This window comes from Mesorhizobium sp. WSM2561, assembly GCF_000513915.1.
GTDB lineage: Bacteria > Pseudomonadota > Alphaproteobacteria > Rhizobiales > Rhizobiaceae > Mesorhizobium > Mesorhizobium muleiense.
In genome coordinates this window covers 99,919-113,777 of record NZ_AZUX01000004.1, presented here as the reverse complement: position 1 = coordinate 113,777, position 13,859 = coordinate 99,919, and the positions used below count along the sequence as shown (strand labels likewise).

Annotated in this window: 12 protein-coding genes; 7 read left to right on the top strand and 5 right to left on the bottom strand. The window is 62.7% G+C overall.

The window, feature by feature from the left end:
* Positions 1-102 precede the first annotated feature (102 nt).
* Both M727_RS0107035 and M727_RS0107030 read left to right on the top strand, forming a co-directional pair.
* Positions 103-984, top strand: a complete 882-nt coding sequence (locus M727_RS0107035) for an ankyrin repeat domain-containing protein (RefSeq protein WP_245268499.1) — start codon at positions 103-105, stop codon at positions 982-984.
* A gap of 324 nt (positions 985-1,308) precedes the next feature.
* The gene (locus M727_RS0107030) at positions 1,309-1,581 is read left to right on the top strand and encodes a hypothetical protein (protein ID WP_027152082.1); all 273 of its coding nucleotides are present in this window, start codon (positions 1,309-1,311) and stop codon (positions 1,579-1,581) included.
* 149 nt (positions 1,582-1,730) lie between these two features.
* Here the strand turns inward: M727_RS0107030 and M727_RS0107025 are convergent, their stop codons facing one another.
* On the bottom strand, positions 1,731-1,976 hold the full coding sequence (locus M727_RS0107025; RefSeq protein ID WP_023796960.1) for a DUF1127 domain-containing protein: 246 nt from the start codon (positions 1,974-1,976) through the stop codon (positions 1,731-1,733).
* 134 nt (positions 1,977-2,110) lie between these two features.
* Between M727_RS0107025 and M727_RS0107020 the strand changes: the two genes are divergently transcribed.
* Positions 2,111-3,628, top strand: a complete 1,518-nt coding sequence (locus M727_RS0107020) for a winged helix-turn-helix domain-containing tetratricopeptide repeat protein (protein ID WP_027152080.1) — start codon at positions 2,111-2,113, stop codon at positions 3,626-3,628.
* Positions 3,629-3,674: 46 nt separating this feature from the next.
* Here M727_RS0107020 and M727_RS0107015 read toward each other — a convergent pair whose 3' ends face one another.
* Entirely contained in the window at positions 3,675-4,067 is a 393-nt protein-coding gene (locus M727_RS0107015; RefSeq protein ID WP_027152079.1) for a GFA family protein, read from the bottom strand.
* Between the two features lie 230 nt (positions 4,068-4,297).
* Between M727_RS0107015 and M727_RS0107010 the strand changes: the two genes are divergently transcribed.
* Positions 4,298-4,900, top strand: coding sequence for a helix-turn-helix domain-containing protein (locus M727_RS0107010; protein ID WP_027152078.1), 603 nt, complete (start codon positions 4,298-4,300; stop codon positions 4,898-4,900).
* Positions 4,901-5,037: 137 nt separating this feature from the next.
* On the opposite strand, the gene M727_RS35965 is transcribed toward M727_RS0107010, so the two are convergent.
* The 3 genes from M727_RS35965 to M727_RS41410 form a co-directional block, all read right to left on the bottom strand.
* The gene (locus M727_RS35965) at positions 5,038-6,006 is read right to left on the bottom strand and encodes a LysR family transcriptional regulator (protein ID WP_051505542.1); all 969 of its coding nucleotides are present in this window, start codon (positions 6,004-6,006) and stop codon (positions 5,038-5,040) included.
* Positions 6,007-6,403: 397 nt separating this feature from the next.
* Positions 6,404-8,959: a protein translocase subunit SecDF gene (gene secDF, locus M727_RS0107000; RefSeq protein ID WP_027152077.1), complete on the bottom strand. Its 2,556-nt coding sequence runs from the start codon at positions 8,957-8,959 to the stop codon at positions 6,404-6,406.
* Positions 8,960-9,094: 135 nt separating this feature from the next.
* Positions 9,095-9,733 carry a hypothetical protein gene (locus tag M727_RS41410; protein WP_156941493.1) on the bottom strand — a complete coding sequence of 213 codons (639 nt, stop codon included), beginning with the start codon at positions 9,731-9,733 and terminating at the stop codon, positions 9,095-9,097.
* A gap of 232 nt (positions 9,734-9,965) precedes the next feature.
* Here M727_RS41410 and M727_RS0106985 point away from each other — a divergent pair, with 232 nt between their 5' ends.
* The 3 genes from M727_RS0106985 to M727_RS0106975 all read left to right on the top strand — a co-directional run bounded on the left by M727_RS0106985 (position 9,966) and on the right by M727_RS0106975 (position 13,780).
* Entirely contained in the window at positions 9,966-10,928 is a 963-nt protein-coding gene (locus M727_RS0106985; protein WP_027152075.1) for a sugar-binding protein, read from the top strand.
* Positions 10,929-11,157: 229 nt separating this feature from the next.
* Positions 11,158-12,702 (top strand): sugar ABC transporter ATP-binding protein, encoded by a 1,545-nt coding sequence (locus M727_RS0106980; RefSeq protein WP_027152074.1) that lies wholly within the window; start codon positions 11,158-11,160, stop codon positions 12,700-12,702.
* Positions 12,703-12,784: 82 nt separating this feature from the next.
* On the top strand, positions 12,785-13,780 hold the full coding sequence (locus tag M727_RS0106975) for an ABC transporter permease (RefSeq protein ID WP_027152073.1): 996 nt from the start codon (positions 12,785-12,787) through the stop codon (positions 13,778-13,780).
* The last annotated feature ends 79 nt before the right edge of the window (positions 13,781-13,859 follow it).

The window sequence follows — 13,859 nt, the reverse complement described above, 5'->3', positions numbered from 1 at the left end:
AGTCTTTCCAACGGCCGATGACGAGGATATCGTCGACGAACTGTCGAACCAGCGCCTTGTTGGCCGTCCTCCAGTTTGACAGTGGGGTGCCGGATGCGAGGGGTGTTGCTGTTCATTCTGTTGGTGCTTGCACCGATTGCATCGCATGCCGCCGCCATCCACGACGCCGCGAAAACGGGCGATGTCGCGGCGATTGCGGCAGCGCTCGACGCAGGCGCCGATGTCGATGAGAGCGATGGGCAAGCCACACCACTCTATCTTGCGGTCAGGGGCGGGCATTTTGCGGCGGCAAAACTGCTCATCGAACGCGGTGCCGACGTCAACGCCGCCCCGACGCCGGGTTTGGGTCCTGCCCTCATGCCGGCTCTGGCAAAACGCCGGATCGATTTGATCAATCTGTTGCTGGAGAGGGGCGCCAATCCAAATTCGCAGCGCAACCGCGAAAACGCCCTTCACATCGCCGCCAGATCCGGTTGCCTCGATTGCGTGAAGGCACTGGTCGAGGCCGGCGCGGATGTGAATGCGAAGACAAAGGACGGCAAGACGCCGCTCCATCTGGCAAAATTCAAGGGGCAACGCGAAGTGGCTGATTATCTCATGGCGCACGGCATCGTCTTGCCAACGCCAGCCCCGATCTCGAAGAAGTTGGCTGCCGCCGACGTAGAGAAAGGCCGAGGCTCCTTCTCCCGCCTCTGTGCCTACTGCCACAATGCCGCGCCGGACGAAGGGGGCAACCAGGGACCGACTTTGTGGAACGTCGTCGGTCGCGACAAAGCATCTGTGGCCAAGAGACGTTACTCCGACGCCTTGCTGACATGGCAGGGTGTCTGGACATACGAGGACCTGAACAAATTTCTGCTTGAGCCCATGCTCACGACGCCGGGCGTTTACATGGAGGTGCCGGGTGTTCCGGACGAGACTGAACGAACAAACTTGATTGCCTACTTGCGCACACTCAGTGACAAGCCAATCCCGCTACCCTGAACCCTCGCTCCCAGGAGTGGCCGCGGGTTGCGCCGATGCCGATGAGCGCTCGAATTCTGCATCGAGGTCACTTCGCGCCCGGTTGGGTCCGATTTTGGCTGTTCAGCCGGGGCGGCAAGGGCAGTTTATGAGGAGCAAGGCGGACCGCTCCGAGCAGTGATCTCAGAAAAGGCGCAACAACAATATACGAATTCCCAGTTTCATCCTGTCCGGCGCACTTCTTTGGGCTGGACTGCGGTGCACGCGCTGCATGCCCACGCCGATTGTGAGTTTCACCTCGACTTGGCTTTGCGTTGCGCTATCTAGCCAAAATTGGAGGCCGCCATGCGTATGAAGTTCCTACTGGTGACATCAGCGACGATGATGGCGACAGTCGTTGCCCACGCGGACAGTCAGTCCTCGAACACAAGCTCGAATAGCTCGTCGAACAACGGCGTTGTGCGTGAGCGGATTGTCGAGACCTACTGTGAAGACGACTATTGCGAGACCTACGTCAAGCGCAGGGTTTACCAGGAGGACCGATCCTCCCGTCGTTCCCAGGACTATGATCGTCGCCGCTATCGCGACCGCTACACGGATGATGACGACGACGACTAGGGGGAAAAAGGCCGCCCCGCTGACGCACGCGAACGCTCGATTTTGGGACCGGATCGGCGGCCCAGCTTCTCCCACCGTTCCGAAATGCTTTTGGCGCACCAGGGGCGAGGATGACGGTTATCGGCTTCGCGACCTTGCGGCGACGAGGATCATCGTCGCCAGAAGGGCTTGGCGATCTCTGCCTCGACCTGCCGTCTCGTCAGACCGATGTCGTCGATCAAATGGGGATTGTCCTTCGCCATTTGCTCAAGTTCCCAGCGAAAGCGTTTCCGCTCGTCCCACGCCGCGATAATGCTTCTCAGGGTCGCCAGGCTGTGTTGCCGACGCAAGATTCCCGCCGGCTCCACCGGCGTTCCCCCTGCCTGATGCGGGGCCGATGCAAGAGTATCGTTCATAGCAACCTCCATAGGTTTGAGGTCCAGGGACCTTCGACCTGAAAGAGGCTGAACTCTGCAGGATACGAACAGCGTCGTAATTAAGCTCTGCCAAATAGTTCTCAAAACTTCCAAACGGGCTATAGATACGCCGCATGCAGGGATCGCGCTTTGCCTTTGGTCCGTTCGTGCTTGATTCCGGTGCGGGAACGCTGCTTCGCAACGATGTCCCCGTTGCCTTAGGCTACCGCGGGATAAAGCTGCTTGCGGCGCTCGTTGGACGAGCCGGCGAGATCCTTGAGAAGGCCGAGTTGATGGACGCGGCGTGGCCGGGCACGGCCGTCGAGGAAGGCAACCTCACCGTGCAGATCGCGCTGCTGCGAAAGCTGCTTGGCCCGGCTGCAGATGCCGGTAATGGGGCCGGCGCATGGATCGTCACGGTTCCGCGCGTCGGCTACCGCTTCACGGGGCCCGTCGAACAGCTCGGCGCGAAGCGAAAACCTTTGCAGCTGCCCGGCAAGCCATCGATAGCGGTGCTGCCCTTCGTCAATGTCAGCAACGATCCCGAGCAGGAATCCTTCGCGGACGGCTTGACCGAAGACCTGATTACCGACCTGTCCAGGATCTCCGGGCTGTTCGTCATCGCACGCAACTCGGCCTTCGCCTATAAAGGAAAGGCGATGGACGTGCGCGATATCGCACAGGATCTCGGCGTGCGCTACCTGCTGGAGGGGAGCGCACGGCGCGCTGCGGGGCGCGTGCGCATCAACGCCCAGCTGGTCGACGCAGTGAGTGGCGACCATCTATGGGCGGAGCGCTTCGATCGCAGCCTGGAAGACATTTTTGCCGTTCAGGACGAGGTCACCGGCAAGATCGTCGAGGCGTTGCTCGGCAGGCTGCGCGCACCGCCGCCGCGCAACCGGCCCAAAAGTCTTGAGGCCTACGATCTCTGCGTGCGGGCGCGCAAGCTGATGGATGACACGCCGCAGACGGCGCGCGAAGCGCATCTGATGCTTACCCGCGCGGTTTCGCTCGATCCGGAATATGCCGAGGCCTATCGCTGGCTTGCCATGAACCACTGGATGGGATGGGTGCATTCCGGCGGACCAACCGAAACGTCCCGTAGCGTTGCGTTGGAACTGGCGCGCAAAGCCGTGGCGATCGATCCGAACGATGCCGGCTGCCGCTGGGTTTTGGCTTACCTGCTTGCCTATGAGCGCGGCTTCGCCGAGGCGGATGCGGAATTCGCCAGGGCGATCGAGCTCGATCCGAACGAGGCCGATGCCTGGGCGGCATTGTCCGACATCGCAGTCCTGGCCGGACGGGTCAAGGAAGGCCTTGAGCACATTCGCAAGGCGTTCCGGTTGAACCCGTTTCCGGCAAGTTGGTACTATCTGACGCTTGGCCAGGCGCAATATGCGGCCGGCCAATACGAAGCGGCTGTCGAAACACTGCGCAGGGACGAGACTTATCGTACAAGCTCGCGCCGCTTCCTGGCGGCAAGCCTTGCCCAACTGGGCCAGGTCGACGAGGCGCGCGCCGAGGCCGAACTGTTCCTCGTCGGCAACCCGCATTTCACCACCCGCCACTGGGCCGCGACGGAGCCATTCCGCGACGCTGTGACGCTCGAGCATTTCGTCGATGGCTTCCGCAAGGCCGGTCTTCCGGAGTGACGTGCCGGCGTGACCTCCCAAAACGCTTTCGCACCGTTCGTGGCGACTACGCCTCAAAGCGCCTCGTGGCGTCACGATCGCGCTCGTACCGCCTCGTGAGCGGAAATGGCGGCAACCAGGACTCGCGACGGATTATCCAGCTTTCGTAGGTTGGCATCAGTTGGTCAGGGGCGTCCAGGGATCCCAGGTTCACTTCGATTTCGTCTGCGGTGCGTCCGAAAATTGTCGAGCCGCAGCGGGGGCAGAAATACCGCCCGGCGTAGTCGCGCGTCTCGCCTTCGATCGTCACCGCATCCTGGGGGAACACCGCCGAAGCGTTAAAAAGGGCGCCATGGTGCTTGCGGCAGTCGAGACAATGACAAATGCCGACCCGGTATGGGAGCCCCGACGCCACAATCCGGACGCTGCCGCACAGGCAACCGCCAGTGAATCGGTCCATGCTGCGTCTCCTCCAAAATCAAGCGGTCGCAATGGCTACAACGAACGGCACCGTCATTGCAATTGCCCCGTGCGGGGCCGTCTGCGGGACGCATCGACTTCCGCAGTGGACGATAGCTGGCTCGCTTGCTGCAGCCGCATGCCATCTGGAAAGTTCGGACGAAGCGGCCCTCTTGACAATTACACTCGTCAACGCGCATTGACAGGATAGATTGTCAATGTGAGGGCTGCATGCTCGATATCGAAGTCATAGATCGGCCGAGCGCGGCCGCCGCCGCGTTGGAGCCCGTTCGGAGTCAACTCCTCTCAGAACTGCGGGAGCCGGCCTCGGCCGCTACCCTCGCCACACGCCTCGGCCTCAAGCGGCAGAAGATCAATTACCACCTGCATGCTCTGGAGGAGCACGGGCTTGTCCAAGTTGCAGACACGCGCAAATGGGGTGGCCTGACGGAGCGGCTCATGGTGGCGAGCGCCACAAGCTATGTCGTCTCGACGAGCGCACTGGGTCCGGTCGGCGCCGATCCGGACCGCACCCCGGACCGCCTGTCGGCAAGCTACCTGATCGCGCTCGGCGCCCGGCTGGTGCGGGAGATCGGAGCTCTCCAGCGCGCCGCCACCGATGCCGGCAAGCGCTTGGCGACCTTGGCGATCGACACCGAAATCCGCTTCCGCTCCGCCGCCGACCGCGCCTCGTTCACGCGTGAATTGACTGAGGCCATCACCACGCTGGCGGCACGCTATCACGACGAAACCGCGCCGCAGGGACGGTCGCATCGCCTTGTCGTGACGGCGCATCCGTCACCAGCCAAACCGCAAGGAAAGGAGGTTCAGTAAAAAAGATGCTGCCGGCGATCGCTCGGTCGATGCAGCAAGCATCGCAAAACGGGAGGAGCCAAAATGGCGAACCTGCTGCAGGAGAAACGCAATTGTCAGTTTCATCCACGCTGGCGGCGCCGACGAAGCTTTCCGAGTTATGATTGCCGACTTCGTGCGGGCAAGCCGTTGGGGTGCTTCTGCGCAGTCTGCTCCGCAAGCAGATCGAAGAGCCATGCCACGCCCGCATCCATCATCGCGACCTTGGGAGCGACGGCGTTGAGCCGGAAGCCGGGCAACGGCAACGGGGCATCGAGGCTCAGCACGCCGAAACGCGCCGCATGCATGGCAACGAACCGCCGCGGCAGGGCCGAGATGAGGTCGGTCTCGGCGATGACGGCAAGCGCGAACATGAAGTTCGGAACCGTCAACGCAACCCGTCGCGCCCGGCCTTGCTTGGCCAGTTGTTCATCCACGAAGCCGTAAGGATCGCCGCTGCCCGAGACGACCAGATGCTGCATGCTGCAGTATCGCTCCAGGCTCGGATCACGCGCGAACGGATGTCCAGGGCGCATGGCAATTACAAAGTCTTCCTCGTAGATGCAGCGCTTTTCGAAGCGAGGCGGGATGTCATCGGACGGAATGATCGCGATATCGATGGCGTGCGCCTCGAGATCGACAATCGCGCTCCGCCAGACGCGGGCTGGCGAGGGCAAGATCTGACGCACGCCGACGTCGATGCGTGGCGCAATCCGGCTGAGTTCGGCGAGGAGCGGGCGCAGGATCACGGCTGAGACACCGTCCGGTGCGCCGATTGCGAACCGGCGCATGGCCGTGGCGGGATCGAAGGGCGCGGCAGTCGCCATCACGCTACGCACGCGCGCCAGAACGTCGGCGATCGGCGCGGCCAGTTCCGTTGCACGCGCCGTCGGCACCACGCCCTTGGGCGTTCTCAGGAACAGCGGATCGTTGAGGAGCCGGCGCAGCCGGCCGAGTCCGTGACTGACTGCCGATGGCGTCAGGTTAAGCCGGTCCGCCGCCCGGCCCACGTGGCCCTCTCCGAGCACGGCCTCGAAGAGGACGAGGAGATTGAGATCGGTGCGCGAAAGATCAATTTCATTCAGCATATTCCTGAAATCATATCATTGGCTTCATCAAGATCAACATGCAATTCTGCCGGCTGAGCTGTACATCGCTCGGACGAACGCGAATGGCGGCTTGCGCATCGGCATGCAGACGCGCTCGTCCGGGGTGTCAGCCTGGAGCAGGGGGCCGCGCTGGCCCGCCGCTGACGCTTGTGCCGGCATTCACGACGAAATTGCCGCGCTCTGAAGCTCCCAAGGTCGCCGCCGCCGTCCTTGCCGGTCGCCAAAATGATTGCCGCCGACTGGCTGCACGGCAACGAGGCGATGCGAGAGACGGTCTAGCCAGTTGGCGCATGACCCCGAAAATCGGAATCGATTTCGCAAGCGATCATGCGCCAGATCAAAAGCTACAGCGGACCCAAAGAGATGGCACCGCCCATTACAAGGCCTGTTGCGCCGGCGGCTCTTTCGCCACTGCGGCCTCCTCCTGGCTGAGGGCGCCCGGCCGGAGCTTGAACAGGATCAGCAGCGGCCCGGCGACGAAGATGGAGGAATAGGTCCCGGCGAGGATGCCGAAGATCATTGCGATCGTGAAGGACTGGATCACCTCGCCGCCCCAGATCGAAAGCGCCGCCAGCGCAAACAGCGTGGTCACGCCGGTCAGGACCGTTCGCGCCAGCGTCTGGTTCATCGACAGGTCGAGCAGCTCGGCAATCGGCATCCTTTTATAGCGGCGCAGATTCTCGCGGACCCGGTCATAGACGACAACCGTATCGTTGATGGAATAGCCGACAATAGTCAGGATCGCGGCAATCGAGGTCAAATTGAACTCTATGCCGGCGACGACGTAGAAGCCGACCATCAGGATCACGTCGTGGAACGTCGAAATGATGGCGCCGAGCCCGAACTGCCACTCGAACCTGATCCAGATGTAGACGAGCATCGCCAGCAGCGAGGCGAGCACGCCCATTGTGCCGTTGAACGCGAGTTCGGAGGACACTGTCGGACCGACGACCTCGATGCGGCGGAACTCGTAGTCGGTTTCGAGCGCGCTTCTTACCTTCTCGACGGCGGACTGTTCGGCAACGTCGCCGCCCCCCTGGGTGCCAATGCGGATCAGCACATCCCGGGCCGAGCCGAACTCCTGCACCTGCACCTCACCCAGTTCGAGACCCGTCAGCCGCTCACGGATGTCGCCGATGTCAGCCTGCTGGCCCTTTGCCTGCACCTCGATGCTCGAACCACCGCGGAAGTCGATGCCGTAGTTCATGCCGACAGTGAAGAACAGCACCGCCGAAGCGATCGACAACAGCACGGACAGCGTGAAGGCGTATTTTCTGAATGCCATGAACGGCACGCGCGTGTCGTCGGGCACCAGCCGCATGACACCGGCGGGCATGGTTTTCGGCCGCTGCCGGCGAAGCCAGAACGCGACCAGCCAACGCGTCAGCGTGAACGCCGTGAATACGGTGGTGACGATACCGATGGCGAGGGTGACAGCAAACCCCTTGATCGGCCCCGAGCCGAGGAAGAACAGGATGACGGCGGCAATCAGCGTCGTCACATTGGCGTCGACGACAGTCGCCAGCGCCTGTTTGAACCCGGAATCCATCGACTGCACGATCGAGCGCCCTTGGCGGTTCTCCTCGCGGACGCGCTCGAATATGATGACGTTGGAATCGACCGCCATGCCCATCGTCAGCACGATGCCGGCGATGCCAGGCAGCGTCAGCGTCGCCCCGAGCACGGACAGGACGGCGATGATCAGTGCGACGTTCGCGAGGAGCGCGATATTCGCGATCAGCCCCAGTCGCCCATAGGCGAACAGCATGAAGCCGACGACGAGGACCCCGGCGATGATTGCCGCGAACTGGCCCGCCTCGATCGAATCGCTGCCGAGGCTCGGACCGACGGTGCGCTCCTCGACGATGGTGAGGTCGGCAGGCAGTGCACCGGCGCGCAGCAGGACCGCAAGATCGTTCGCGCTCTCCACCGTGAAACTGCCGGATATCTGCCCGGTGCCGCCCAGGATCGGTTCGCGGATCTGAGGCGCGGAGATCACCTCGTTATCGAGGATGATCGCGAACAGGCGCCCGACATTGGCTTGGGTAGCCTGACCGAAGCGGGTGGCGCCGCGGCTGTCAAAGCGAAACGAGACCACCGGCTCGTTGGTGCGCTGGTCGAAGGTTGCCTGCGCATCGACAAGGTTTTCGCCGGAAACGATGATCCGGTTCTCGATCAGATGCGGAACCCGCGGCTCTTCCGTCGAATACATCACCGTCGAGCCCGCCGGCGGGCGGCCGGAGATCGCCTCCTCGACCGGGATCGACTGGTCGACCATCTGGAAGGTCAGCTTAGCCGTCTGTCCGAGGATATCCTTCAGCCGCTGCGGATCCTGCAGGCCCGGCACCTGGACCATGATGCGGTCCGATCCCTGGCGCTGGATGATCGGCTCGGTCGTGCCGAGTTCGTTGACGCGCCGGCTCACCACCTCGATCGATTGGGTCAGCGCCGCGGCGATCCGGTAGTCGATCCCGGCTTCGGTCAGCGTGAAGCGGAGCAGGCCCGGTTCCGGCTCGGTCATCTCCATCTCGGTCACCGAGCCGCTCATGAACATGCCCGTCGAGATCGGCTGCGCCAATCTTTCGAGCGCGCTCTTCGCCGCTTCGATCTGGCCTTGGTCGCGAATGCGGACCTGGATGGAATTGGCGGTGCCGGCAAGCCCGGTATAGCCGATCTGGGCATCGCGCAGCGACGTGCGGACCTCGTCGCGTGCCGATTCGAGACGTTCGTTGGCAAGGTCCTGCCGATCGATCTGGAGCAGGATGTGCGAGCCGCCCTGCAGGTCGAGCCCCAGCGTCAGCTGCTGCTTTGGCAGCCAATTCGGCAGCGATGCCAGAGTGGAGGCGGGAACCAAATTGGGAGCTGCGTAAAGAATACCGGCCAGGACTGTCAGCCAGATGAGAATGGTCTTCCAGCGCGAAAAATGCAGCATGTTCTTGTCCGTTCAGCCCATATCGGGCGCAAACCGCCTCCGACAAGAGCTTTGGCGTTCCGATCGGCGAGCAACTCGACGAACGGAACGCGATGTGAAAGTTTTGCGAGTCTAGGGCCGCGGTCGCGGCCAGGTTCACGCCGTGAGAAGCGGAGGCGCGCGCGCATCAAAGGCGCGGATCGGTGACAGTTCCGGCCGGCCTTCAGACCATATGCCAAACGGCGCGGCTGACGCGGTTTCGGGCGGCAGCCGCAAATCCGGGATAATGCAAAAGGGTTTGCCATCTCTCGCAATGACAGGTGTCTTGAAACGGGAAGTCTCAGCGCCGACGTGGCGCGCAATGCTGCGGGCAAGGGCAGTCGGGTGTGTGACCGGCTCGGTGGCGCCGATTTGGCCTTTGGCAAGGTCGTGCGCGACCTGGTCGGCTGTTGCCGCAGGAATGGTCCAGATCAGAAAGAGCAGCGAAGCCAGCAGCCGCAGACCGGCACCCAGGCTGAGCAGGACGCCGGGCCCGGCCCGTCCTCGGCCGCCTCGTCTCATCCCATCGCTACGGCTTTCATACACTGCGACCAATACGCTTTCGCTTTCGTTGCCTCGGTAAGCGGCGAGCCGCTTTCCTGGTCTCACTATAGCACTTGCGTTGCGAATTGAAGCGCAGCTTTCACGGGACTGGAAGGTGGCTGCAGAAGCTGTTCTCGGGTAGCCGAACTGGATACTGGTATACTCGTATACCAGTATCCGCGAGTTTGTCTCCCACAGGAGCCTCATCCGCATAGCTTTGGCCACCTTCGTCCGGGACGTTTGCGCTGCGGGGCAACGCTCCACGATCACGAAATATCAGACAAATCGGACTATTTACGAGTAGCCAATGAGTCTCTAGAGTTCAGACTGTGGCTGGGATGGCGCCGTTCTTTCGCTGCCAGCACCCTTGAGGAGGAGGGCGTCCAAGCCGCATTCGACAAAGTTCAGATCAGCGAAAATGACTGAATCAAATGGGAGGTTGAACATGAAATCTGCGATACGAAATGTGTCCGTCGCTGCAGCGGCCCTGGCTCTCGGTCTGTCCTTCACGGCGATCGCCCGTGCCCAGGACAAACCGACGCTGGCCTTCGTCGTCAACGGCGCTTCCGATTTCTGGAAGGCGGCCGAAGCCGGCGTCAAGAAGGCCCAGGCCGAATTGCCCAACTACAATCTCGAGCTCAAATATCCGGAACAGTCGTCGGTCGCCATCCAGCAGCGGCTGATGGATGATCTGGTGACGGCCGGCGTCAAGGCGATCATGGTTTCGGCCGTCGATCCCAAGACCTCGACCGACGGGCTCAATAAGATCGCCTCGGAGACGGCGCTGTTCACCACCGACAGCGACGCGCCGCAGACCAAGCGTATCGCCTATATCGGCTCGTCCAACATCGATGCCGGCAAGCAGGCGGCCGAGATCGCCAAGAAGGCGATGCCCGACGGCGGCAAATGCCTCGGCTTCGTCGGCCTGCTCGGCGCCGACAATGCCAAGGAGCGCATCGAAGGCATGAAGGAAGGGCTCGCCGGCACCAAGATCGAGCTGATCGACGTGCGTGGCGACGACATCGACCAGGCCCGCGCCAAGAAGAACGTCGAGGACGCGCTGGTCGCCAGCCCCGATGTCACCTGCATGGTCGGCTTCTATTCCTACAACACCCCGCGCATCTATGAAGCGCTGCGCGACGCCGGCAAGCTCGGCCAGATCACGGTCGTCGGCTTCGACGACGATCCGATCACGCTCGGCGGCGTCAAGGAAGGCACCGTTGCCGCCACCGTCGTGCAGCAGCCGTTCGAATGGGCCTACCAGGGCATGAAGCTGATGGCAGCCTATCTCGAGGGCGACAAGTCGGGCATTCCGGAGAACGGCCTGATCATCATCCCGACCAAGATCATCGGCAAGGACGACGTCGACGCCTATGCCGCCAATCTGAAGGCGATGTCCGGAAACTAAGCGTCGTCGGCGCTGCCCTCATCCGCCTGCCGGCACCTTCTCCGCGTGCAGAACGGGGAGAAGGGCAGTGGTTGCAACGCTGGCGAATCCCTCTCCCCGTTCTTTACGGGAGAGGGTAGGGGTGAGGGGCAGCGCGACGCTGGCGTGACTGGCTCCGCTTGTTATTGACGGGCTTGATCAGGCTCGTCAATCTGCGGGGAGGCCGGCCCGCCAACTGCTGTCAGGCATGATGAACTATTCCGACGCATCCATCGGCGCATCCACGATTGCCCCGTTCCTCAGTCTCGAGGGCGTGCGCAAGACCTATCCCGGCGTGGTCGCGCTGGACGGGTTTTCGCTGGAGGTCAGGCCTGGCGAGGTTATCGGCCTCGTCGGCGAAAACGGCGCCGGCAAGTCGACGCTGATGAAGATCCTCGGCGGCGTGACCACACCCGACACCGGCACGATCACCGTCGACGGCGTCGCCCATGACGGGCTGTCGGTCGAGGCCAGCATCGGTTCCGGCATCGCCTTCGTCCACCAGGAACTCAACCTGTTCGAAAACCTCGACGTTGCCGCCAACATCTTTTTCGGCCGCGAGCCGTTGCGCGCCGGTCCGCTCAGGCTTGTCGACCGCACCAGGCTGCGCACACTGGCGGCGCCACTGCTCAAACGCGTGGGCGCCAATTTCTCGGCCGACACCCCGGTATCGGCGCTGTCGCTTGCCCAGCAGCAGATGGTCGAAATCGCCAAGGCGCTGTCGATCGAGGCGCGGCTGGTCATCCTCGACGAGCCGACGTCGAGCCTGCCCCTTGCCGAAACCGACAAGCTGCTCGATGTCATCAAGGCGCTGAAGGCCGACGGCATCAGCGTCATCTTCATCTCCCATCGCCTTCACGAGGTCGAGCGGGTTGCCGATCGCGTCGTCGTGCTGAGGGACGGCATGCTTGCCGGCACGCTGCCGAAGAACGCCATCAACCATGACCAGATGGTCAAGCTGATGATCGGCCGCATGCTGAAGGAGCGGGAGAAGGCCGCAGAATCGGGCCGCCCGCCCGGCGCCGTCGCGCTGTCGGCCAAGGCCGTTCGCACCAGCGCCTATCCAGACCGACCGGTCGCTCTCGGCGTCAGGCGCGGCGAAATCCTTGGCCTGGCGGGTCTTGTCGGCTCCGGCCGCACCGAACTGGCGCGCGTGCTTTTCGGCATCGAGAAGAGCCTTGGCGGCGCGCTCCAGCTTGATGGAAAAGATCTGGTTCTTGGTTCGGCGGCCGACGCTGTGGCCAACGGGATATTCCTCGTCCCCGAGGATCGCAAGCTGACCGGCATCCTGCTCGACCTGTCGATTGCCCAGAATATTTCGCTCCCCAATCTGCCGGCCCATGCCCGGCGATCCCTGGTCTCTGCCCGTGCCGAAGCCGTCACCGCCGAGAAGCAGAAACGCGATCTCGGCATCAAGGCGCCCTCGGTGGCGACGCGCACCGGCACGCTGTCCGGCGGCAACCAGCAAAAGGTGGTGCTGGCCAAGTGGCTGGCCATGAGCCCCAAGGTGATGATCCTCGACGAGCCAACGCGCGGCATCGACATCGGCGCCAAGGCGGAGATCTACGGGCTGATGCGGGCGCTGGCCGATGCCGGCGTCGCCGTGCTGATGATATCGAGCGACATGGAGGAGGTGATCGGCGTCTCCGACCGCATCGCAGTCATGCATGAGGGCCAGATCTCAGGCATCCTCGACAAGCAACAGTTCAGCCAGGAAAACGTGCTGCTGCTGGCCGTCGGCAAGCAGCCGAAATAGCTTTTGTTTGGCGCAGGTTCCGGTCGCAAAACCGAGCAATACTTTTGCGGAAACTGCTTAGGCAGGCATTGGGGAGAAGACGATGAGCAAGAAAGATCTCGGCCTGCTGATCCTGATCCTTGTGGTCGGAGCGGTGGTGGCGATCATCAACCCGCGATTCCTGCTGCCGATCAACCTCGCCAACACATCGAACCTGATCGGGCTGTTCGGCATCCTGGCGATCGGCCAGGCCTTCGTCATCATCACCGGCGGCATCGAATTGTCGGTCGGCTCGGTGGTTGCGCTGCTCGGCGTCCTGTTCGTCGATTTCATCGCCACGCGCGGCATGGCATGGCCGGTGGCACTGCCGCTGATCCTGGTGCTTGGCGGCATCATCGGGCTGGCACATGGCTGGCTGATCACGCGGCTAAAATTGCAGCCTTTCGTGGTGACGCTGTGCGGTCTGTTGATCTATCGCGGCGTGGCGCGGTTCTACACAGCCGACGGCACGGCGGGCTTTGCCTTCGGACAGAACTTTCCGGAGCTCGAATTCCTGACCGCCGGGCGATCCTATGGCGTGCCGAACAGCTTCATCGCGCTGATCGTCATCGCCATCGTGATGTGGGTGGTGCTGCACCGTTCGGTGTTCGGCCGCTACCTCTACGCCATCGGCAAGAATGAGGAGGCGGCGAAATATTCGGGCATCCGCACCGGCCGCGTCGTCATGGCCGCCTATGTCATCTGCGGTGTGCTGACGGCGCTGTCGGCGATCTATTTCGCCATGTACACGCGCTCGATCTCGCCGGCCAGCCACGGCCAGTTCTACGAACTCTACGCCATTGCCGCAGCCGTGCTCGGCGGCTTCTCGCTGCGCGGCGGCGAAGGCTCGCTGATCGGCGTGATCCTAGGCACGGTCCTGCTGCAGGAACTGCAAAACCTCGTCAACTTGCTCGGCATCCCGTCCTCGCTCAATTTCGCGGTGATGGGCGGCGTGATCTTGATCGGCGTGCTGGTCGACCAGCAATGGGGCGTGTACCGGGAGCGGCGGCTGATGCTGGAGGCAACCCGCAAGGGCGTGGCCGGTGCGGCGGCGGAGTAGCGCTTCACGAACTTTGAGTCGGCGGGACAGAGGGGCGCGCGAAGGATCGCTACAGATTAGTTTTGCCCCGCTGCATTCT